Source organism: Pseudomonas mandelii, from assembly GCF_002251635.1.
In the GTDB taxonomy this organism is placed as follows: Bacteria; Pseudomonadota; Gammaproteobacteria; order Pseudomonadales; family Pseudomonadaceae; genus Aquipseudomonas; species Aquipseudomonas mandelii_B.
On the sequence record NZ_NMOJ01000196.1, the window covers coordinates 17,184 to 36,349 of the forward strand.

Here is a 19,166-nt window from a genome sequence, read left to right on the forward strand (position 1 = left end):
TGAACTCACTGGTTCAGCCAAGCCCCCGAAAATACGAGGGATAACGCTGATCCGGCCGCGCGGATGCAACAGTTTCGACCTGCCTTATACCTACAAAAACAAAGGGAGTCCGTAATGGGCGAGCATGATCTAAACAGACGTCAATTCATCAAAACCGTGGGCGTGGCGTCCGTAGCCGCGGCGGCCATGAGTTTGCCCTTCGTCAAGGCCAATGCCAGCGACACGCGGTTCCAGGGCAAGACCCTGCGCCTGCTGACCTGGTCTGATGACACTGGCCTGGCTGCTCTGCGTAACATCGCAGCCACTTTCGAAGACAAGTACGGTTGCAAGGTCATCGCTGACCGCACCGGCAGCACCTCGGAAATGGTTGCCAAGCTCAAGGCCGGCGGTGATCGTCCGCAGTACGACATCATCACCCTGGCCGGCGTAGGCGCCGAAGGCCTGGCCGCGGCCAATCTGCTGGAAAAACCCGACCTCAACCGCATTCCCAACCTGGTCGACGTACCGGAGAAATACCGCACCGGCGCCAATGGTCACGGCATCGGTTACCTGCTGTGGTGCAACAGCCTCGTCTACAGCACCCGCACCATCAAGGAAGCACCGGACAGTTATGCCGCCCTGTGGGACGCCGAGCTGTCGCCGAACATCTTCCTGCCGCCGCCGAACTGGACCGAAGCGATGGACCTGATCATCATCGCCGCCAAACTGGCCGGTGGTGACGAGCACAACATCGAGCCGGGCTTCAAGAAACTCGCCGAGCTGAAAGACCGTGTGGTCACCCTGGGTGAAAACCCGAACCAGATCGCCGAACTGTTCCGCACCGGTTCCCTGGACATGGGCGGTCTGTACGCACCCGCGTTCTTCCCGAAACAGATCCGCGATCCGGCCTACGGCCTGGGCGCCACGTTCGGGATGAAGGAAGGTTTCTACACCGACCTGATGCTCTCGGTGATGCCGAAGAACCGTCCGGGCGATACCGACCTGACCTACGCCTTCATCAACCACTCTCTGGACCCGCTGGTGCAGGGCAAGATGGCCGAAGACATCTACAACGGCCCGGTCAACGCCAAGGCGATCATCTCCGCTGAAGCGCGCAAAAGCCCGTACATCCTCACGCCGGAGCAGATTGCCGAGAAGGCGATCATGCACGACAACGCCTTCCTGGCCACCGTGCATGACCAATGGATTCGTCGTTACACGGAAATCTTTTCTTCCTGATCGAGTGACGAACACAAGCCCTGAGAGCACCACAAATCAAAATGTGGGAGCGGGCTTGCTCGCGAATGCTGTGTGACATTCAACATTGATGTCGACTGACACGGCCTCTTCGCGAGCAAGCCCGCTCCCACAGGGTTCACGGTGGTTTCACGTCTTGTGTTTGTCAGCTGCTTTCCATTGACGAGACCTTTGCTATGGAACACCAACCTTTGACTCATCCGGTCGCCGCCGCTCCCGCGCGCGCCAACCGGGGTGTTTCGCCGACGGCGCGTGCGTGGTTTTTCCTCTCGCCGTCGATGCTGTTTCTGGGCGTGCTGATTGCCGCCAGCCTGCTGGTGCTGCGCATGAGCGTGGGCACCAAAGGCGCAGAGTGGACCGGGTTCAGCCTGGCCAGTTACGCCCAATTGCTCGAACCCTATTACCTCAAATCCTTGCTGCTGACCCTGCGCCTGGCCTTGATCAGCGCAGTGATCGCCGTCGTGCTGGCGATCCCGGTGGCCTACACCATGTCGCGGCTGACCTCGCCGTTCGTGCGACGGATCTTCCTCGCCGCGGTGCTGCTGCCCTTGCTGGTCAACCTGCTGCTGCAAAGCTACGGCTGGCTGGTGATTCTCGGCCCTGGTGGCATGCTCAATCAGGCGCTGATGGGCCTGGGCCTGATCAAGCGCCCGATCATGTTGCTCTACAACCAGAACGGCGTGTTGATGGGGCTGGTGCAAACCGCGTTCCCATTGGCCGTGCTGCCGATTGCCAGCGCCATGCGCGGCGTCGCCCGTACTTACGAAGAAGCCGCCGCCACCCTCGGCGCGAGTCGTTTCCAGGTGTTCCGCCAAGTGGTGCTGCCGATGAGCATGCCGGGGATCATCACCGGCGCGACATTGGTGTTCGCCTACAACGCCAGCAGCTTCGTCGTGCCTTTGCTGCTCGGCGGTCGGCGCGTGCCGATGCTTGCAGTGATGGTGCATGACCAGATCGCCCCGCTGATGAACTGGCCTGCCGCCTCCGCTGCCGGCGTAGTGTTGATTGTCACCACGCTGGCAATCATGACCTTGTCCGAATTCATCACAGGCCGTCGTCGGCGCATGCTGGAGGCTTCCCAATGAGCACGTTGACCAAGAAACGTTATGGGCTGCTGCCCGGCGAGACCGGCAAGTTTGCCGGCATCCTCTCAGGCTTCATCCTGCTGCTGGCGGTGTTGCCGATCCTGACCATGATTGTGATGTCGTTCAGTGGTGCCTCGAACCTCGACTTCCCGCCGAGCAGCTACAGCCTGCAATGGTACAAGGCCGCCTGGCACACTTTCGTGTCACCGGATTCCAGCGATGTGCTGAGCCTGGGCAAAGCCATGACCACCAGCCTGATGGTGGCGTGCCTGACCATGGTCTTCGCCACGATTGTGGCGGTACCGGCGGCTTACGCGCTGACCCGTTGTGAGTTCCGTGGCAAGGCCGTGGCGCTGCAACTGATGTCGCTGCCGCTGGTGTTTCCGATGGTGGTGTTGGGGCTGGCGTTGCTGCTGGTGTTCGACAGCCTGCCGTTCCAGATGACCACCTCGCGGCTGGTGATCGCCCACGTGATCCTGGCGTTGCCGTTCGTGGTGAAGAACTGCACGGCGGCGATGCTCTCCATCGGCAGCGAAGTCGAAGAGGCCGCACAAATGCTCGGCGCTTCCCCGCTGCGAGCGATTATCGATGTGGTGGTGCCGTTGATGAAGTCGGGGATTCTGGCGGGGATGCTGCTGGCGTTCATCGTCTCGTTCAACGAATTCACCGTGACCTATTTCCTCTACACCATCGACGTGATGACCGTGCCGATCTGGATGTACAGCCGCACCGTGTCTTCGCTCGACCCTACCGTTTTCTCGTTTGCCGTGCTGATCGTGCTGATCGACTTCGTCCTGATCTGGGCGCTGGAGAAGCTGGTCGGTGAAGGTGGCGTTTCGTTCTGATTCTTGAGGTGCAACATGACTGGTCTGATTCTGGAAAACGTCGAGAAACATTACGGCTCGGCCTGCGCGGTAAAGGATGTAAACCTGCATTTGCCGGAAGGCAAACTGGTGTGTTTCCTCGGCCCGTCGGGCTGCGGTAAAACCACCTTGCTGCGGATGATTGCCGGGCTTGAAACCCTGAGCGGCGGCGAGATTCGCCTGGACGGTGAAGACATCGGCCACACGCCTGCGCATCAGCGCAATTTCGGCATGGTGTTCCAGTCCCTGGCGCTGTTTCCGCACATGACGGTGGGGGAGAACATCGCCTATCCGCTGAAACTGCGCGGGGTCAGCAAGGCTGACCAGCAGGCGCGGGTGGTGGAGTTGCTGGAACTGATACAGCTGAGCGAGATGATTGATCGCCCTGTGGCGAAGCTGTCTGGCGGTCAACGCCAGCGCGTGGCGATTGCCCGGGCGATTGCCAACCACCCGAAAATCCTCCTGCTCGATGAGCCGCTGTCGGCGCTCGACGCCAAGCTGCGCGAGTCGATGCAAGTGGAAATCCGTCAGCTGCAACAGCGCCTGAACATCACCACGATCATGGTGACCCACGATCAGCGTGAAGCCATGACCATGGCCGATATCGTGGTGGTATTGGGTGAGCATCGGGTGCAACAAGTTGGCACGCCGATTGAAATCTACCGGCACCCGGCCAACGAATTTGTCGCGGACTTTATCGGCTCGGGCAACATCTTCCCGGCCACCGCGCTGGGTAACGGCAAGGTCGGCCTGCCGGGTGGTGATGCGCTGGAAGTGCCGATCTGCAGCAGCATTGTGGCCGGTGAGAAGGTGAAAATGCTGATTCGCCCTGAAGACCTGCAACTGTCGCATCCGCAGGCGACGGCGGGGAACCGGTTGCTCGGCACGGTGACGTTTGTGCGCGATATTGGCGCGACGATTGAAACGACGGTTGAGTGTTCCGGGGTGTCGTTTACCGCGCTGAGCACGCCGTGTCAGGGGTTTGGGCTGAGCATTGGCAACCCGGTGTCGGTGACTTTGCCGGCTGAGGCGTGCCGCGTACTCGGCGCCTGACATTAGAAACGGGCTGAATTCATTGGCCCCATCGCGGGCAAGCCCGCTCCCACAGGTTATGTGTACACCGCAATACCTGTGGGAGCGGGCTTGCCCGCGNTGATACACCGCCATCGCAGGCAAGCCAGCTCCCACAATATTAATTGCAGTGGGTCAGATGCTTTGGCGCAACCGGGCCAAATCTCTCAGCGGTGGCGCCCCAAACAACCGGCTGTATTCCCGGCTGAATTGTGACGGGCTTTCATACCCCACCCGATACGCCGCTGCCGAGGCCTCCAGCCCTTCGGCGATCATCAACCGCCGCGCCTCCTGCAAGCGCAGTTGCTTCTGATACTGCAGCGGGCTCATCGCCGTCATCGCCTTGAAACGGTGATGCAACGTCGACACGCTCAGGTTCACTTCCTTCGCCAGATCATCGATACGCAGCGGCTGCTCATAGTTGCCGTTCAGCCACTTGATCGCCTGGCTCACACGNTGGCTCTGGCTATTGGCAATCGCAATCTCATACAGCCGATGCCCCTGCTGACTGCGCAACAACCGATAAAGAATCTCCCGACGAATCAGCGGCGCGAGCATGGCGATGTCTTTCGGCGCATCCAGCAAACGCGCCAGACGCAACACCGCGTCGAGCATCGCTGTATCAATCCGTTCGACATACAGGCCGCGGCCGGTGGGGCGGGTCGGTACGCCCAAAGGGCCGGCGTCGGCAATCAGCGCGGTAATTTCGGCCGGATCAATATCCAGTCGCACCGCGAGGATCGGTTCTTCAGAGGTGACATTCACTACTCGTCCGCTCAGTGGCATCGAGACCGACACCACCAGGTAATTCAGCGGATCGTAATTGAAGTATTCATCGGCCAGCCTGACCTCTTTGCGGCCCTGGGCCATGATGCACAACGCCGGTTGCGCCAGCACCGGGGCAAAGTCATGAGACTTACCGTGACGCGACATGAACAGCGAGCCGACCGCAGTGGCATAAGTGCCATCGTCCGTTGTGTTGCGACGGATGATAGTGGCCAGTTCCGCGCGCTGTTTCTCCATGTCGGCATCCAGCGGGGCTTGAAAGTGATCGAACGACGACATGCCGGGCATCCTCGCGCAGGTGTTGGTAATGGGGCCAGCTTAAGTTTGTGCAAGACGCAGCGGTAGACACATCCTGCCTCAAGCTTGCCTGATTCTGCATCGAGTGGATCAGCGGTGCCTCTATCGCTGCTGCAACCCAGGGAAACTTGCTTGAAAGCCGTGTTTCGTTGATACGAACGCTTTTACAGGTTGTTACAGGTTTATCGAAACGCCGCGCAGGATTGTGCAAAAAGCCGGCAGGAATCGACTAACCGCGCTTCCCCCTGTGCGCTTAACCTTTGATCCTGTCGCAGCCCGTCCCCCGGCTGCCACTCGACTCCCTGGGAGGGTTGAACATGTCTACGCAGATCCCCGTCAGTCATATGGCTTTTGTTCGTGCCCGCGCCGGGCGTTCGGCAGAACTCGGGGCGCGCCTGAGCGCCTTGATCGAGCCGTCCCGCAGCGCGCCGGGTTGCCTGAGTTTTTCCCTGCAGCATTCGCAATGTGAACCAGAGTTGTGGCTGGTGTCCGGTTTCTGGACGCACCAGCAAGCGATGACGGCCTATTTCGGCACCCCGGCGATGGAGATTTTCGCCGAGCTGGTGCAGGAACTGGTGGTCAACAGCCTGGATTTTCATACCTTCAAGGACGTGTCGGCCGACCAGGCGCTGGGGCAGTCCCGGTCGTGGGTACACAAAATGGCGGGTTGAGGGTTTAATGGCTCCATTCTCAATCAGCCAGGATCCGCGACATGGCACGTAAAGCCTTTGATCATTTCGAAGCTGTTTCCGCTGTAGTACCGGGCGAGGGGGGTTACCACGCCGCGATCGCCGTCAAAGCCATCGGTGGCACCGGTGCGCCACGTTTTCACAAAGTACTTGAAGGGCAAATCTTCAAGACGGCCAACGAGGCTGATCTGGCCGCCGCAAAAGAGCTGACCCGCCTCAAAGACGTCAAAGAAGACGCCGACCTGCTCTGGTGATTACTTGACCGCCCCCGGGCGGAACATCTTGAACAAGGCCTCTGGCCCCAGCTGAAAGTAATCCGCTGGCCCGCCGCCGCGCAGAATCGGTTCTGCCGCGGCGGTGTCGTACACCCCGTCTTTCAACAGCCACTTGGCGATATGCACGGCGACCACTTCGCCCAGAATCAGCCAGCTCGGCACCACGTTCCCGTCCGCCCGCTGCAACTGAATGATCTGCGTGACCTTGCACTCGAAGGACACCGGGCTTTCGCCCACACGCGGCACGCCGACGATTTTCGAGGCCACCGGCGTCAGGCCGGACAGTTCGAACTCATTCACCTGCGGCGCTACCGCTGCGCAACTCTGGTTCATCTGCTCGGCCAGCGGGCGGGTGGCCAGGTTCCACACAAACTCGCCGGTCTGCTCGATGTTGTTCAGGCTGTCTTTGCGCCCGACGCTGGAAAACCCAATGATCGGCGGGATGTAGTTGAACGCATTGAAGAAACTGTAGGGCGCCAGGTTCAGACGGCCTTCGCTGTCGTGGGAGGAAATCCAGCCGATGGGCCGTGGGCCGACGATGGCATTGAACGGGTCGTGCGGCAGGCCGTGGCCGTTGGCGGGTTCGTAGAAGTGGATGTCGTCGGGCATGAAGGGATTCCTGGGCGGTGTGCGGATGGCGTTCATAGTGCAAGGACGAAACCATAATNNCCAGCGGNAAGATCAAAATGTGGGAGCNGGCTTGCCTGCGATGGCGGNGTGTCAGTCAACACATNCATCGACTGACACACCGCCATCGCGAGCAAGCCCGCTCCCACAGTGTTTTGTAGTTTTTATTCAATGAAAAGGGGCAGACCCGTGAAGGTCTGCCCCTGTTTTTATTGCGCGGGCGGACTCAGTCCGTCTCGATCCGCGAATGCTTGCGGGTGTCTTTCATGGTGATGTACACCAGCAGCGATACNGCAATACACGCNGTCACATACCAGTAGTAACCGGTCTCCATGCTAATGCTCTTGAACCACAGTGCGATGTATTCAGCGGTGCCGCCGAAAATCGAAACGGTCAGTGCATACGGCAGGCCCACGCCCAGGGCGCGGATTTCCGTAGGGAACAGCTCGGCTTTTACCACCGCATTGATCGAGGTGTAGCCGCTGACAATGATCAGCGCTGCCATGATCAGAAAGAACGCGCCCCACCAGCTTTGGATGGTGTGCAGGGTGGTGAGGATCGGCACGGTGAACAGCGTGCCGAGGATACCGAACGCGATCAGGATCGGCCGCCGGCCGACTTTGTCGGACAGCCCGCCGACCAGGGGTTGCAGGCACATGAACAGAAACAGCGTGGCGGCTGAAATGGTGGTGGAGTCGGAGATGCTCATGCCGACGGTATTCACCAGGTATTTCTGCATGTAGGTGGTGTAGGTGTAGAACGCCAGGGTGCCGCCCATGGTCAGGCCGACCACGGTCAACACTTCCTTGGGGTGGCGCATCAAGGTGCGCATCGCGCTTTCCTTGGCCTTTTCCTTTTTGGTGAACGACTCGGTTTCTTCCATGCCGCGACGCAAGAACAGCGCGACCACTGCGCACAAGGCGCCGATGGCGAACGGGATGCGCCAGCCCCAGGCATACAGCTGCTCGGTGGTCAGGGTTTGTTGCAGAATGATCAATACGGCCAGGGCGATGAGCTGGCCGGAGATCAGGGTCACGTACTGGAAGCTGGAGAAGAAACCGCGACGTTCCTTGGTCGCCATTTCACTCAAGTAGGTGGCCGAGGTGCCGTACTCGCCGCCGACCGACAGGCCTTGCAGCAAGCGTGCGAACACCAGCATGATCGGTGCGCCGATGCCGATGGTGTCGTAGCCCGGGGTCAATGCGATCAGCAGCGAGCCGAAGCACATCAGCAATACCGAGGCCATCAGTGCGGCCTTGCGGCCCTTGTAGTCGGCGTAGAGGCCCATCAGCCAGCCACCGATCGGGCGCATGATGAAGCCCACGGCAAAGATGGCGGCGGTGTTCATCAACTGGGCGGTGGNGTCGCCTTTGGGGAAAAAGGACTTGGCGAAGTACAGGGAGAAGGCAGCGTAGACGTACCAGTCATACCACTCGACCATGTTGCCGACGGAGCCGCTGAAGATCGATTTGATCCGGCTGGACGTACTGCGTTCTTTTGCCGGCGCAGCCGCCGACCCCAGAGGCAAGGTGTTGGAGTTATCCATTGAAGGATCCTTCATCTAATTGTTTTTGTGGAGCGCGTTGAAACGCAGCCTGTGTGGGCTATAGCAGGAGGTGTGCCACATCAAGGAGGGCTGGTTTAGAGGGGTTGCGGGGAACTGGTGAGCGGAAATCCGCTTATGCCGGGTCAGGCGTGAGCGGAAAATTGCTTATCTGGGTTGTGGATTGCGTTGCCTGCACTGGCCCCTTCGCGAGCAAGCCTGCTCCCACAGTGACCGAGTTGAACGAAGATTTTGTGTACGACACCACACCCTGTGGGAGCGGGCTTGCCCGCGAAGGGGCCCGTTCAGGCACTACAAGAACATCTCCCGACTCAGGCCATGTCGCTGCATCTTTTCATTGAAGGTCCGGCGCGGCAGTTGCAGTTCTTCAAGCACCGCTTTCACGTCGCCCTTGTGCCGGGTCAACGCTGCGCGCAGGCAATGCGCTTCAAACGCTTCCGCCTGTGCCGCCAGCGACTGGCCGGGATCGATCCCGACCGGTTCCGGTTCACCCAACCCCAGCACCTGACGCTCGGCCACGTTCGCCAGTTCGCGCACATTGCCCGGCCAGTCGTGGCTCAACAGATGGCTCAACTGCGGGCCGCTCAACGGTGGAAATGTGCGGCCCAAACGCTCGGCGGCGTTCTGCGCAAACGTTTCGAACAACAATGGAATGTCTTCACGCCGCTCACGCAAGGGCGGCAGACGCAACTCAGCGACGTTCAACCGATAGGCCAAATCCTCGCGAAAACGACCGGCCCGCGCCTCATCCAGCAGATCGGGCTTGGTCGCGGCGATGATCCGCAAATCCACGTGAATACTTTGATTCGAACCCAGACGCTCGAGTTTCTGTTCCTGCAACACGCGCAACAGTTTCACCTGCTGGGCCAGTGGCATGCTTTCGATTTCATCGAGAAACAGTGTGCCGCCATGGGCGTACTCCAGCTTGCCGATGCGCCTGCCCTGGGCGCCGGTGAACGCGCCGCTTTCGTGGCCGAACAGCTCGGCCTCAAACAACTGCTCGGGGATCGCTGCGCAATTGAGCGCGACAAACGGCTTTTTCGCGCGCGGGCCAAAATCATGCAGGCAGCGGGCGACCAATTCCTTGCCGCTGCCGGTCTCGCCACGAATCAACACGTTGACGGGCAGCGCCGCCAGATCCAGTACCTGCCGGCGCAACGTCTGCAAACCGCGTGACACGCCCAGCAGCGTCGCGTCGAGTTTGGCGCGGTTGTCGGCCAGCTCATGCAAGGCGCGGTTTTCCAGCACCAGCCGGCGCTTGTCCAGCGCCCTGCGCAAACTGCTCAGCAGGGTTTCCGGGCTGAACGGTTTTTCGAGGAAGTCATAGGCGCCATCGCGCATCGCTTCGACCGCCATCGGTACATCGCCGTGGCCGGTCAGCAGAATCACCGGCAGATCGGCATCGCGGCGCTGAACCTCGGCCAGCAACTCCAGGCCGGTCATGCCGGGCATGCGCACGTCGCTCAAGATCACCCCGGGGAAATCCTTGGGCAATTGCGCCAGGCATTCTTCAGCGCGACTGAACAACTGCACGTCAAACCCCGACAGGCTCAGCCATTGCTCGACGGCCGTGCGAATGCTGGCTTCGTCGTCGACCACCATCACGGAATTCAGCATGGGCCGTGGGCCTCCAGATCGATGGGTAAAGTCACGGTGAACACGGCGCCGTTGGCGTGATTGTCGGCGCTCAGGCGCCCACCCGATTCGTGAACGATGGCAAACGATACCGCCAGGCCAAGACCCAGGCCATCGCCCACCGGTTTGGTGGTGAAGAACGGATCGAACACGTTCGGCAAGTGTTCTTCGGCGATGCCGCCTCCGTTGTCGGTGACGGTCAGGTGCCAGAGTTGCTGGTCGGCGTGCAGGCGGATTTCCAGGCGTTTGCGCGGTTTGTCCGCCATGGCGTCCAGCGCATTGCGCAGCAGGTTGATCAACACCTGTTCCAGTCGGATCGCATCGCCACGCACCCACGCCGGGCGCGTCAGGTGCAGCACGGTGCTGACCTGCTCATCATGCAGACGCGCGTCGAGCAATTGCAGCGATTGGTCGACCACCGCCGCCAGATCCAGCCGTTCGCGCAAACCGCTGGGGCTTTTGCGGGCAAAGGTTTTCAGGTGGCCGGTGAGGGCGGCCATGCGCGTGAGCATGTCGTCCAGCGGGGTGAGCGCCTTGTAGGCATCGTCCACGCGGCCATGGTCCAGCAGCAGCCGCAAGGTCGCCAACTGCATGCGCTGGGCGGTCAGTGGCTGGTTGATTTCATGGGCGAGGGCGGCGGACATCTGCCCCAGTGCCGCCAGCTTGGCTGANTGCACCAGACCGTCCTGAGCGGTGCGCAGGTCGCGGGTGCGCTCTTCGACCAATTGTTCGAGCTCTTCACGGCTGCGCTGACGCATTTTCGCCAGGCGCCAGCGCTGATTGAGGAACAGCAACAGAAACACCAGCGCCAGCCACAGCCCGGCCGCTGCGAGCGCGGCGTTGCGGCTGTCTTCGAAGGCGACTTGCGGGCGGCGCAGCAGGTGCAAGGTCCAGCCTTCCGTGCTCAGCGGCAGCGATTCCCACAGGTAATTGGCCGTGCCGTCAGGCCCGACGACCCGCGCCAGATCGCTGTTGTCGTCAAAGCGCTGCAGCGATTGATAGTCCAGCGGGGTCAGCGGTTGTTTGTCGTATTGGCGGGTGACCTTGAGCTCGGCGTGATCGCTGTCACTCAAGGGTTTCAACAGGCGATAGCGCCAGCCTGGTTGATTGGCGATAAAGATAATGCCGCGTGCATCGCTGACCAGCAGCGTGTCGCTGCCCTGGCGCCATTCACGCTCCAGTTCCGGAAACTCGAGCTTCACCACCATCGCCCCGAGGAACTCGCCACTGTCGCTGGTCACCGCGCTGGACAGGAAATACCCCGGAATGCCGCTAGTCACCCCCACCGCATAAAAGCGCCCGGTGCCCTGGGTGCGGGTCTGGCTGAAGTAGGGGCGAAAGCCGTAGTTGTGGCCGACGTAACTGCTGGGCAAACGCCAATTGCTGGCGGCCACGGCGAGGCCGGTGCGGTCGAGCAGTTCCAGGGTCGAGGACTGCGCGGCGCCGTTGATTTTTTCCAGTTTGCGGTTCAACGCGTCCTGTTGTTCGGGCGTTACCTGGCCATTGAGCGCGCCGCGCAACTCCGGGTCCAGCGCCAGCACGGCGGGCAGGGCGCGGTAGCGATCAATCAGGGTGTGCAGGGAATTTGCGTAGAGCGCCAACTGCTGATTGGCCCGCGCGGCGTCTTCGACCAGCGCCTGGCGTTCGGCGTGACGCAGGGCAAAACCGGCTGCCAGTGCGGCACCGGCAACGATCAGCAAGGTGTACAGCGTCAGGCGTAACGTGCGCGAAGTCGGCAGCATGCTTTAGGAAACAGGAAGAGGTACGGGCGCGCACCATAGCATGCCGCCCGGTTTCCTAAGCCAGCTCCCACATGACCGAGTTTGTCATTGCAACATTGCCAGTCATAAAAAAGGCGACTGGGCCATGGGGCCGCAGTCGCCTTTATCCTTGCGAGGGAAGTGCTTACTGCACCTCTACCGCCAGGCTTTCACTGATCTTTTTCTGCCAGATGGCAGGACCGGTGATGTGGACGGATTCGCCCTTGCTGTCCACCGCTACGGTGACCGGCATGTCTTTCACGTCGAACTCGTAGATCGCTTCCATGCCCAGTTCGGCAAACGCGACCACGCGCGACTTCTTGATGGCTTGCGCCACCAGGTAAGCCGCGCCGCCAACGGCCATCAGGTACACGGCTTTGTGGTCCTTGATCGCTTCGATGGCGGTCGGGCCGCGCTCGGATTTGCCGATCATGCCCAGCAGGCCGGTTTGCTCGAGGATCTGACGGGTGAACTTGTCCATCCGCGTCGCGGTGGTCGGGCCTGCCGGGCCAACCACTTCTTCGCGCACCGGATCAACCGGGCCGACGTAGTAGATGAAGCGACCCTTGAGGTCCACCGGCAAGGTTTCACCCTTGTTGAGCATCTCGACCATGCGCTTGTGCGCAGCGTCGCGGCCGGTGAGCATCTTGCCGTTGAGCAAGACGGTTTCGCCCGGCTTCCAGCTCTGCACGTCTTCCGGGGTCAGGGTGTCGAGGTTGACGCGACGGGCCGACGGGCCGGCTTCCCAGACGATTTCCGGGTAAGCGTCCAGCGGTGGCGCTTCCAGCGACGCCGGGCCCGAACCGTCGAGCACGAAGTGCGCGTGACGGGTGGCGGCGCAGTTGGGGATCATGCACACCGGCAGCGAGGCTGCGTGGGTCGGGTAGTCCATGATTTTTACGTCGAGCACGGTGGTCAGGCCACCCAGGCCCTGGGCACCGATGCCCAGTTGGTTGACCTTCTCGAACAGCTCCAGGCGCATCTCTTCGATACGGTTCTGCGGGCCGCGCTTTTTCAGCTCGTGGATGTCGATGGATTCCATCAACACTTCCTTGGCCATCACGGCGGCTTTCTCGGCGGTGCCGCCGATGCCGATGCCCAGCATGCCCGGTGGGCACCAGCCGGCGCCCATGGTCGGAACGGTCTTGAGCACCCAGTCGACGATCGAGTCGGACGGGTTGAGCATGGCCATTTTCGACTTGTTCTCGGAACCACCACCTTTAGCGGCCACGTCCACTTCCACGGTGTTACCCGGGACGATGGAGTAGTGGATGACTGCAGGGGTGTTGTCCTTGGTGTTTTTACGCGCGCCAGCCGGGTCGGCCAGGATGGATGCGCGCAGGACGTTTTCCGGCAGGTTGTAGGCCTGGCGCACACCTTGGTTGATCATGTCGTCCAGGCTCATCGTGGCGCCATCCCAGCGCACGTCCATGCCTACACGTACAAATACGGTGACGATACCGGTGTCCTGGCAGATCGGGCGATGGCCGGTGGCACACATGCGCGAGTTGATCAGGATCTGCGCGATGGAGTCACGGGCTGCCGGGGATTCTTCGCGCAGGTAGGCTTCGTGCATCGCCTGAATGAAGTCAACGGGGTGGTAGTAGGAAATGAATTGCAGGGCGTCGGCAACGCTCTGAATCAGGTCGTCTTGCTTGATCACGGTCATGAGTCGCGCTCCTCTATAAGACGGGAACATTCAATAAAGGTGGCTTCAGTGGGGTACATCGGTCGGCTGAAGTCACCTTTCCAAGGCACGCCGAGTGCTGCAGGCAATAAGGTGCTTGCAGCTTGGGTGCATCGGTCGGTTGCAAGCACCTTTACAAGGCACGCCGGGGAAGCTGGCGCGACGCTAAAAAGGCGCGGCAGTATAACGCGCCTCGGTTCCAGGCACACCCGCCGGCAGTCAATCGTTGGTCTTATAACACCGCGATCCCTGTAGCCGCAGGCTTCGCCAGCGGCTACAGGGACCATGGCCAGCATCAGGATCCGATAGCTACACCTCGGTGAGACAGGTGGCAGTCAATCGTTGGTCTTATAACACCGCGATCCCTGTAGCCGCAGGCTTCGCCAGCGGCTACAGGGACCATGGCCAGCATCAGGATCCAGGTGAAAATCGGACATGCTTTTGACGCCAGTTTTCTGCCCCGAAAATTGAATGGTCATTTATCAGACACCCCACTAAAGTGGCATTCGGTCTGTAGAGTAGGACACTCGGTCAGCCTCCTTTCGCACGGTGAGTCAACGATTGACCCATAACGCCATCCAACGGCTTTTACTCAAACGCTTTGCCCTCGCAGCCGGCACCTACGCCCTGGCTTTGGTCTTGCTGTGGCTGGCGTTTTTCACCGGGCATTACGATGAATCGCTGACCAGCGTGGCCATCGGCAGTGCGCTGGTGGTGATCACTCAAGGGACGTTGTTTGCGTTGTTTTACAGCGGCTGCAACCTGCGCTTTTCCGACCCGAGCCTGACCGAAGCACAAGTGTTGATGGGCCTGGGGTGGCAGACGTGGCTGATCGCCAATCTGGATGAGGCACGCGGCGCGTTCCTGGTGTTCTACCTGTTGATCATGTTGTTCGGGCTGTTCCATCTTTCGCGCCGTGCGTTTGTGCGGTGCGCGCTGTTGGTGTTTTTCAGTTTCAGCGCGATCACCCTGTGGGAGGGCTACCACTTCCAGTTGCACGACCCGGCGCTGGCGGCGTTGCAGGTGTGCGTGCTGTTTATCGTCTTGGTGTGGCTGGAGCTCTATGCCCGTTACGTCCAGGCCTCGCGTCAACGTATGAGGCAACGACGGTTTGCCTTGCAGGCACACCAGGACACCCTGCGCGGGATGATGCGCCAGCTCGAAGACCTGGTCGCCACCGACGAACTCACCGGGCTGTTCAACCGCCGGCATTTCCTGCGCCTGGCCTCCCGCGAGCTGAATGCGATGGACGCTGGCGTGGTGCATGGCCTGGCGCTGATCGACCTCGACCACTTCAAACGTATCAATGATGTTCATGGCCACGCTGCTGGCGATCAGGTACTGCAAGCCTTTGCCGGCGTGGCCACCGCCTGCCTGCGCGAGGGGGATGTGCTGGCCCGTTATGGCGGCGAAGAGTTCGTGGTGCTGTTGCCCGACTGCAACGCCGAACGCCTGACCTCCTGTTGCGAACGGTTGCGTATCGCCTTCACCGATGTCGAACTGGTCGGACTCAACGTCGCCCACCTCAGCTTGTCCGCCGGCATGACCTTGCTGGAGCTGGGCGATGATCTCGACGATGCCTTGCAGCGCGCCGACCAGGCGCTTTACCGCGCCAAGCGTGACGGTCGCAATCGTTGCGCGGCGGCGTGGGAGAACGTCGATGCCTGAGTTGCGCGTCGGTGAGCGCCACTGGTCCGTGGCGCCGGGCAGCAATCTGCTCGATGCCCTGAACCAGAACGGCGTGGCCGTGCCCTACAGTTGTCGCGCCGGCAGTTGCCACGCGTGCCTGGTGCAATGCGTCCAAGGCTTGCCCAGTGACAGCCGTCCCGATGCGTTGAGTGTTGAACAGCGTCAGCAAGGTTGGCGCTTGGCGTGTCAGTGTCAGGTGGTCGAGGACTTGCAGGTGCATACCTTCGATCCACACGTCGACGGCCGCCCGGCGCAAGTCGCCGCTGTCGATTGGTTGAGCGCCAGTGTGTTGCGTTTGCGCCTGACAACCGAGCGACCGTTGCGCTACCGTGCCGGGCAGCATCTGGTGTTGTGGGCGGGTAACGTGGCACGGCCATACTCCTTGGCGAGCCTGCCGGAAGAAGACCGTTTTCTGGAATTTCACCTCGATTGTCGCCAGCCGGGTGAGTTCAGCAATGCGGCCCGCCAACTGAAAATCGGCGACCCGATCCGCCTCGGCGAATTGCGTGGCGGAGCGTTGCAATACGACCCCGACTGGAGCACTCGACCGCTGTGGCTGATGGCCGCCGGTACGGGATTGGGGCCGTTGTTCGGGGTGTTGCGCGAAGCGCTGCGTCAGGATCACCAAGGCGCCATCCGCGTCATTCACCTCGCCCATGACACCAGCGAGCATTACCTGGCCAAACCCCTGCAAGCCATGTGCGATGTGCGTGAAAACCTCAGCATCGAATGCTGGACCCCGGCCGAGTTGCCGCAGGCGTTGGCGCAACTGCGGCTTGTTTCCCGACAAACCCTGGCCTTAGTCTGCGGAGCCCCCGACAGTGTCGACGCCTTTGCCCGGCGTTTGTACCTGGCCGGATTGCCGCGCAACCAACTGCTGGCGGATGTCTTTGTTCCCCGTGGTTGAGCGCTGATCGTTTAACGACGCGAGACTCGCCATGACCGATGCCATCCAGCTTGAACGCGAACGCGGCCTGCTGACCCTGCGCCTGAACCGCCCCGACAAGAAAAACGCCCTGACCCGCGCCATGTACAGCCACTTGGCTGACGCGCTGAAACAGGCCGACACCGACCCCGAAATCAACGCCGTGCTGATCACCGGCAGCGCCGAGTGCTTCACTGCCGGCAACGACATTGCCGACTTCATCCAGCAACCGCCGAGCAACCTCGACAGCCCGGTGTTTCACTTCATGCTCAACTTGCTGGAATGCCGCAAACCGGTGATCGCCGCCGTGGCGGGCGCTGCGGTGGGGATCGGCACGACGATGTTGCTGCATTGCGATTTGGTGTATGTCAGTCGGGATGCGCGGTTGCGGATGCCGTTCGTGAACCTCGGGTTGTGCCCGGAGTTTGGTTCCAGCCTGATCCTGCCGCGACTGCTCGGCCACGCAAAAGCGGCGGAGTTGCTGCTGCTCGGCGAAGGGTTCAGCGGTGAACAGGCGGCGGCATGGGGGATTGCGACCGAGGCGTTGGGCAGCGGCAAAGCGGCGTTGGCCAAAGCGCGAGAGATGGCGTTGCGGTTTGAGTCATTGCCGCCGGACGCGGTGCGGATCAGCAAGCAATTGATGAAGGCGCCGAATCGGGAACAGCTGCGCAAAGTTATCGAAGAGGAGGGCGCGTTGTTCACTCAGCGGCTGCGCTCACAAGAAGCGATGGCGGCGTTGTCAGCATTGGCTTGCCTGCGATGAGGCCCTCTAATTTAACCCGTCACCCTGCCTTGAAATGCAAAAAGCCCCGCCATTCACATGGCGGGGCTTTTGTTTTTCAGCGTGTCACTCAGACCATTGGGTCGCCAACGTGCAGGATTTTCATGCCGTTGGTGCCGCCGATGGTGTGGTAGCTGTCGCCCTTGGTCAGGATGACCCAGTCGCCTTTTTCCACAACGCCACGTTTAAGCAGTTCGTCGATAGCCGCCTGGCTGACTTGGTTTGGCGGCAGGGATGCCGGGTCAAACGGGACGGTGTACACGCCACGGAACATGGCCGCGCGGGCCTGGGTTTCGCGGTGCGGGGAGAACGCGTAGATCGGGATCGAGGAACGGATGCGCGACATGATCAACGGCGTGTAGCCACTTTCGGTCAAGGCGATGATCGCTTTAACGCCCGGGAAGTGGTTGGCGGTGTACATGGCTGCCAGCGCGATGCTCTGGTCGCAGCTTTCGAACACTTTGCCGATACGGTGGCTGGAGGTCTTGCTGGTCGGGTGCTTTTCGGCACCGACGCAGATACGCGCCATGGCCTGGACGGCTTCGAGCGGGTACGGGCCGGCAGCACTTTCAGCCGAGAGCATCACGGCGTCGGTGTAGTCGAGCACGGCGTTGGCCACGTCAGACACTTCGGCACGAGTTGGCATCGGGTTCTGGATCATCGACTCCATCATCTGGGTCGCCACGATCACCGCTTTATTGTGGCGGCGTGCGTGCAGGATGATCTTCTTCTGAATACCGATCAGCTCGGCGTCACCGATTTCCACGCCCAGGTCACCACGGGCAACCATGACTGCGTCGGACGCTTTGATCAGGCCGTCGAGGGTTTCGTCATTGGCCACGGCTTCGGCGCGTTCGATCTTCGCCACCAGCCAAGCGGTGCCGCCGGCTTCGTCGCGCAGTTTACGGGCGTATTCCATGTCGGCGGCGTCGCGCGGGAAGGACACAGCGAGGTAGTCCACTTCCATTTCGGCGGCGAGCTTGATGTCGGCCTTGTCTTTTTCAGTCAGGGCTGGCGCCGTCAGGCCACCGCCGCGGCGGTTGATGCCTTTGTGGTCGGACAGCGGACCACCGATGATCACGGTGCAGTTCAGTTCGGTGGGGGTCGCTGTGTCGACGCGCATGACCACGCGACCGTCGTCCAGCAGCAGTTCGTCACCGACACCGCAATCCTTGACCAGGTCCGGGTAGTCGATACCTACGACGTCCTGGTTGCCTTCGGTCAGCGAATGGCTGGTGGAGAAGGTGAACTTGTCACCGATCTTCAGTTCGATTCGCTTGTTGGCGAATTTGGCGATACGGATTTTCGGGCCTTGCAGGTCACCCAGCAATGCCACGAAGCGGCCGTGCTTGGCGGCCAAGTCACGCACCAGCTTGGCGCGAGCCTTGTGCTCGTCCGGGGTGCCGTGGGAGAAGTTCAGACGGGCAACGTCCAAACCAGCCAGAATCAGCTGTTCGAGGACTTCCGGCGAGTTACTGGCCGGGCCAAGGGTGGCGACGATTTTGGTACGACGGACGGACATGCACAGACTCCTGAGTTCAAGCGCTGGGGAAGGCTACTATGCTCTTTGGTTGTAGTCATTGTTCATATGCACTACTTATTCGTTTATATCTTTAACCGAACATTCCTGAAGATTTCTGCTCACGGGTCGATACAGAGCTCAAGACAGGAGAACCCCCATGCGATTCGTGCCCATTGCCGCCCTTGCCCTCAGCGTCCTCAGTGTGACGGGCTGCGCCCGTTGGTCGATGAACCATCATTTGAATAACGCCTACAGCGCCTACGATCGCGGCAATTGCGAGCAGGTGATGCTCGAATTGTCGAAAGTCGAACGCTCCAGCCGTGCGCGGCCTTATGTGTGGCCGGAAGTGTCGATGATGCGCGGCCAGTGCCTGGAACGGCAGAAGCTGTTCATCGATGCGGCGCAGACTTATCAGTTCATCATGGCGTCCTACCCGCAAAGCGAATACGCCTACCGCGCCCGCGCGCGCCTGGAAACCTTGCAGAGCCTGGGCCATTACCCGACTCGCAGCGCCGCAGCAGCGGTGCGCCCGACGCAGTTTTGATGACTGTTGTCATGCAAAGGCTGGCCGCCCGACGGTGGTGAGCTATAGTCGAATAGATCGGTTTTAGAGCCATGTCTCTAGACCGAGGTCATACCTGTCACCGGCAGCTGTAAGCGTCAGCGGATTCGTG

The 19,166-nt window shown here is 60.9% G+C and carries 17 protein-coding genes; 10 read left to right on the forward strand and 7 right to left on the reverse strand.

All coding sequences use genetic code 11. The features are described 5' to 3' along the window. Positions 1-114 precede the first annotated feature (114 nt). From B7L09_RS24205 to B7L09_RS24220, 4 genes are all read left to right on the forward strand, one after another. The gene (locus B7L09_RS24205; protein WP_094470949.1) at positions 115-1,218 is read left to right on the forward strand and encodes an extracellular solute-binding protein; all 1,104 of its coding nucleotides are present in this window, start codon (positions 115-117) and stop codon (positions 1,216-1,218) included. A 194-nt stretch (positions 1,219-1,412) separates the two neighbouring features. Beyond that, positions 1,413-2,321, forward strand: coding sequence for an ABC transporter permease (locus B7L09_RS24210; protein WP_094470950.1), 909 nt, complete (start codon positions 1,413-1,415; stop codon positions 2,319-2,321). After that, complete coding sequence (locus tag B7L09_RS24215) at positions 2,318-3,166, forward strand: ABC transporter permease (RefSeq protein ID WP_094470951.1); 849 nt, start codon at positions 2,318-2,320, stop codon at positions 3,164-3,166. The genes B7L09_RS24210 and B7L09_RS24215 overlap by 4 nt, the downstream gene beginning before the upstream one ends. Positions 3,167-3,181: 15 nt before the next feature. After that, a complete protein-coding gene (locus B7L09_RS24220) occupies positions 3,182-4,237 on the forward strand; it encodes an ABC transporter ATP-binding protein (RefSeq protein WP_094470952.1) in 1,056 nt (351 codons plus the stop codon). A 153-nt stretch (positions 4,238-4,390) separates the two neighbouring features. Here the strand turns inward: B7L09_RS24220 and B7L09_RS24225 are convergent, their stop codons facing one another. Then, positions 4,391-5,320 carry an AraC family transcriptional regulator gene (locus B7L09_RS24225; protein WP_094470953.1) on the reverse strand — a complete coding sequence of 310 codons (930 nt, stop codon included), beginning with the start codon at positions 5,318-5,320 and terminating at the stop codon, positions 4,391-4,393. A 335-nt stretch (positions 5,321-5,655) separates the two neighbouring features. Between B7L09_RS24225 and B7L09_RS24230 the strand changes: the two genes are divergently transcribed. Continuing rightward, a complete protein-coding gene (locus tag B7L09_RS24230; protein WP_094470954.1) occupies positions 5,656-6,009 on the forward strand; it encodes a putative quinol monooxygenase in 354 nt (117 codons plus the stop codon). A 41-nt stretch (positions 6,010-6,050) separates the two neighbouring features. Beyond that, a complete protein-coding gene (locus B7L09_RS24235) occupies positions 6,051-6,281 on the forward strand; it encodes a hypothetical protein (protein ID WP_083375873.1) in 231 nt (76 codons plus the stop codon). On the opposite strand, the gene B7L09_RS24240 is transcribed toward B7L09_RS24235, so the two are convergent. The 5 genes from B7L09_RS24240 to B7L09_RS24260 form a co-directional block, all read right to left on the reverse strand. Further along, positions 6,282-6,911: a flavin reductase family protein gene (locus B7L09_RS24240; RefSeq protein WP_094470955.1), complete on the reverse strand. Its 630-nt coding sequence runs from the start codon at positions 6,909-6,911 to the stop codon at positions 6,282-6,284. It lies immediately after the preceding gene. 244 nt (positions 6,912-7,155) lie between these two features. Beyond that, positions 7,156-8,475 carry an MFS transporter gene (locus B7L09_RS24245; protein WP_094470956.1) on the reverse strand — a complete coding sequence of 440 codons (1,320 nt, stop codon included), beginning with the start codon at positions 8,473-8,475 and terminating at the stop codon, positions 7,156-7,158. Between the two features lie 309 nt (positions 8,476-8,784). Next, positions 8,785-10,110: a sigma-54-dependent transcriptional regulator gene (locus B7L09_RS24250; protein WP_094470957.1), complete on the reverse strand. Its 1,326-nt coding sequence runs from the start codon at positions 10,108-10,110 to the stop codon at positions 8,785-8,787. After that, a complete protein-coding gene (locus tag B7L09_RS24255; RefSeq protein ID WP_094470958.1) occupies positions 10,104-11,870 on the reverse strand; it encodes a sensor histidine kinase in 1,767 nt (588 codons plus the stop codon). Before B7L09_RS24255 ends, B7L09_RS24250 begins: the two co-directional genes overlap by 7 nt. A gap of 163 nt (positions 11,871-12,033) precedes the next feature. Further along, positions 12,034-13,557 carry a fumarate hydratase gene (locus tag B7L09_RS24260; protein ID WP_064453954.1) on the reverse strand — a complete coding sequence of 508 codons (1,524 nt, stop codon included), beginning with the start codon at positions 13,555-13,557 and terminating at the stop codon, positions 12,034-12,036. A gap of 579 nt (positions 13,558-14,136) precedes the next feature. On the opposite strand from B7L09_RS24260, the gene B7L09_RS24265 reads away from it, so the two are divergent. Genes B7L09_RS24265 through B7L09_RS24275 form a run of 3 tightly spaced genes read left to right on the forward strand, consistent with a single transcriptional unit; the run spans position 14,137 to position 16,952 of the window. Further along, on the forward strand, positions 14,137-15,243 hold the full coding sequence (locus B7L09_RS24265) for a GGDEF domain-containing protein (protein ID WP_094470959.1): 1,107 nt from the start codon (positions 14,137-14,139) through the stop codon (positions 15,241-15,243). Further along, the gene (locus B7L09_RS24270) at positions 15,236-16,171 is read left to right on the forward strand and encodes an iron-sulfur-binding ferredoxin reductase (protein ID WP_094470960.1); all 936 of its coding nucleotides are present in this window, start codon (positions 15,236-15,238) and stop codon (positions 16,169-16,171) included. Before B7L09_RS24265 ends, B7L09_RS24270 begins: the two co-directional genes overlap by 8 nt. A gap of 31 nt (positions 16,172-16,202) precedes the next feature. Beyond that, the gene (locus tag B7L09_RS24275; RefSeq protein ID WP_094470961.1) at positions 16,203-16,952 is read left to right on the forward strand and encodes an enoyl-CoA hydratase-related protein; all 750 of its coding nucleotides are present in this window, start codon (positions 16,203-16,205) and stop codon (positions 16,950-16,952) included. 88 nt (positions 16,953-17,040) lie between these two features. Here the strand turns inward: B7L09_RS24275 and pyk are convergent, their stop codons facing one another. Beyond that, entirely contained in the window at positions 17,041-18,492 is a 1,452-nt protein-coding gene (gene pyk / locus B7L09_RS24280; protein ID WP_064453951.1) for a pyruvate kinase, read from the reverse strand. A 157-nt stretch (positions 18,493-18,649) separates the two neighbouring features. On the opposite strand from pyk, the gene B7L09_RS24285 reads away from it, so the two are divergent. Next, a complete protein-coding gene (locus B7L09_RS24285) occupies positions 18,650-19,036 on the forward strand; it encodes a tetratricopeptide repeat protein (protein WP_094470962.1) in 387 nt (128 codons plus the stop codon). Positions 19,037-19,166 lie beyond the last annotated feature (130 nt).

What these genes read in the sequence shown, in the direction of transcription:
- B7L09_RS24205 (WP_094470949.1), top strand. Translation starts at nt 115, where the DNA reads ATGGGCGAGCATGATCTAAACAGACGTCAATTCATCAAAACCGTGGGC.
- B7L09_RS24210 (WP_094470950.1), top strand. Translation starts at nt 1,413, where the DNA reads ATGGAACACCAACCTTTGACTCATCCGGTCGCCGCCGCTCCCGCGCGC.
- B7L09_RS24215 (WP_094470951.1), top strand. Translation starts at nt 2,318, where the DNA reads ATGAGCACGTTGACCAAGAAACGTTATGGGCTGCTGCCCGGCGAGACC.
- B7L09_RS24220 (WP_094470952.1), top strand. Translation starts at nt 3,182, where the DNA reads ATGACTGGTCTGATTCTGGAAAACGTCGAGAAACATTACGGCTCGGCC.
- B7L09_RS24230 (WP_094470954.1), top strand. Translation starts at nt 5,656, where the DNA reads ATGTCTACGCAGATCCCCGTCAGTCATATGGCTTTTGTTCGTGCCCGC.
- B7L09_RS24235 (WP_083375873.1), top strand. Translation starts at nt 6,051, where the DNA reads ATGGCACGTAAAGCCTTTGATCATTTCGAAGCTGTTTCCGCTGTAGTA.
- B7L09_RS24240 (WP_094470955.1), bottom strand. Translation starts at nt 6,911, where the DNA reads ATGCCCGACGACATCCACTTCTACGAACCCGCCAACGGCCACGGCCTG.
- B7L09_RS24250 (WP_094470957.1), bottom strand. Translation starts at nt 10,110, where the DNA reads ATGCTGAATTCCGTGATGGTGGTCGACGACGAAGCCAGCATTCGCACG.
- B7L09_RS24260 (WP_064453954.1), bottom strand. Translation starts at nt 13,557, where the DNA reads ATGACCGTGATCAAGCAAGACGACCTGATTCAGAGCGTTGCCGACGCC.
- B7L09_RS24270 (WP_094470960.1), top strand. Translation starts at nt 15,236, where the DNA reads ATGCCTGAGTTGCGCGTCGGTGAGCGCCACTGGTCCGTGGCGCCGGGC.
- B7L09_RS24275 (WP_094470961.1), top strand. Translation starts at nt 16,203, where the DNA reads ATGACCGATGCCATCCAGCTTGAACGCGAACGCGGCCTGCTGACCCTG.
- pyk (WP_064453951.1), bottom strand. Translation starts at nt 18,492, where the DNA reads ATGTCCGTCCGTCGTACCAAAATCGTCGCCACCCTTGGCCCGGCCAGT.
- B7L09_RS24285 (WP_094470962.1), top strand. Translation starts at nt 18,650, where the DNA reads ATGCGATTCGTGCCCATTGCCGCCCTTGCCCTCAGCGTCCTCAGTGTG.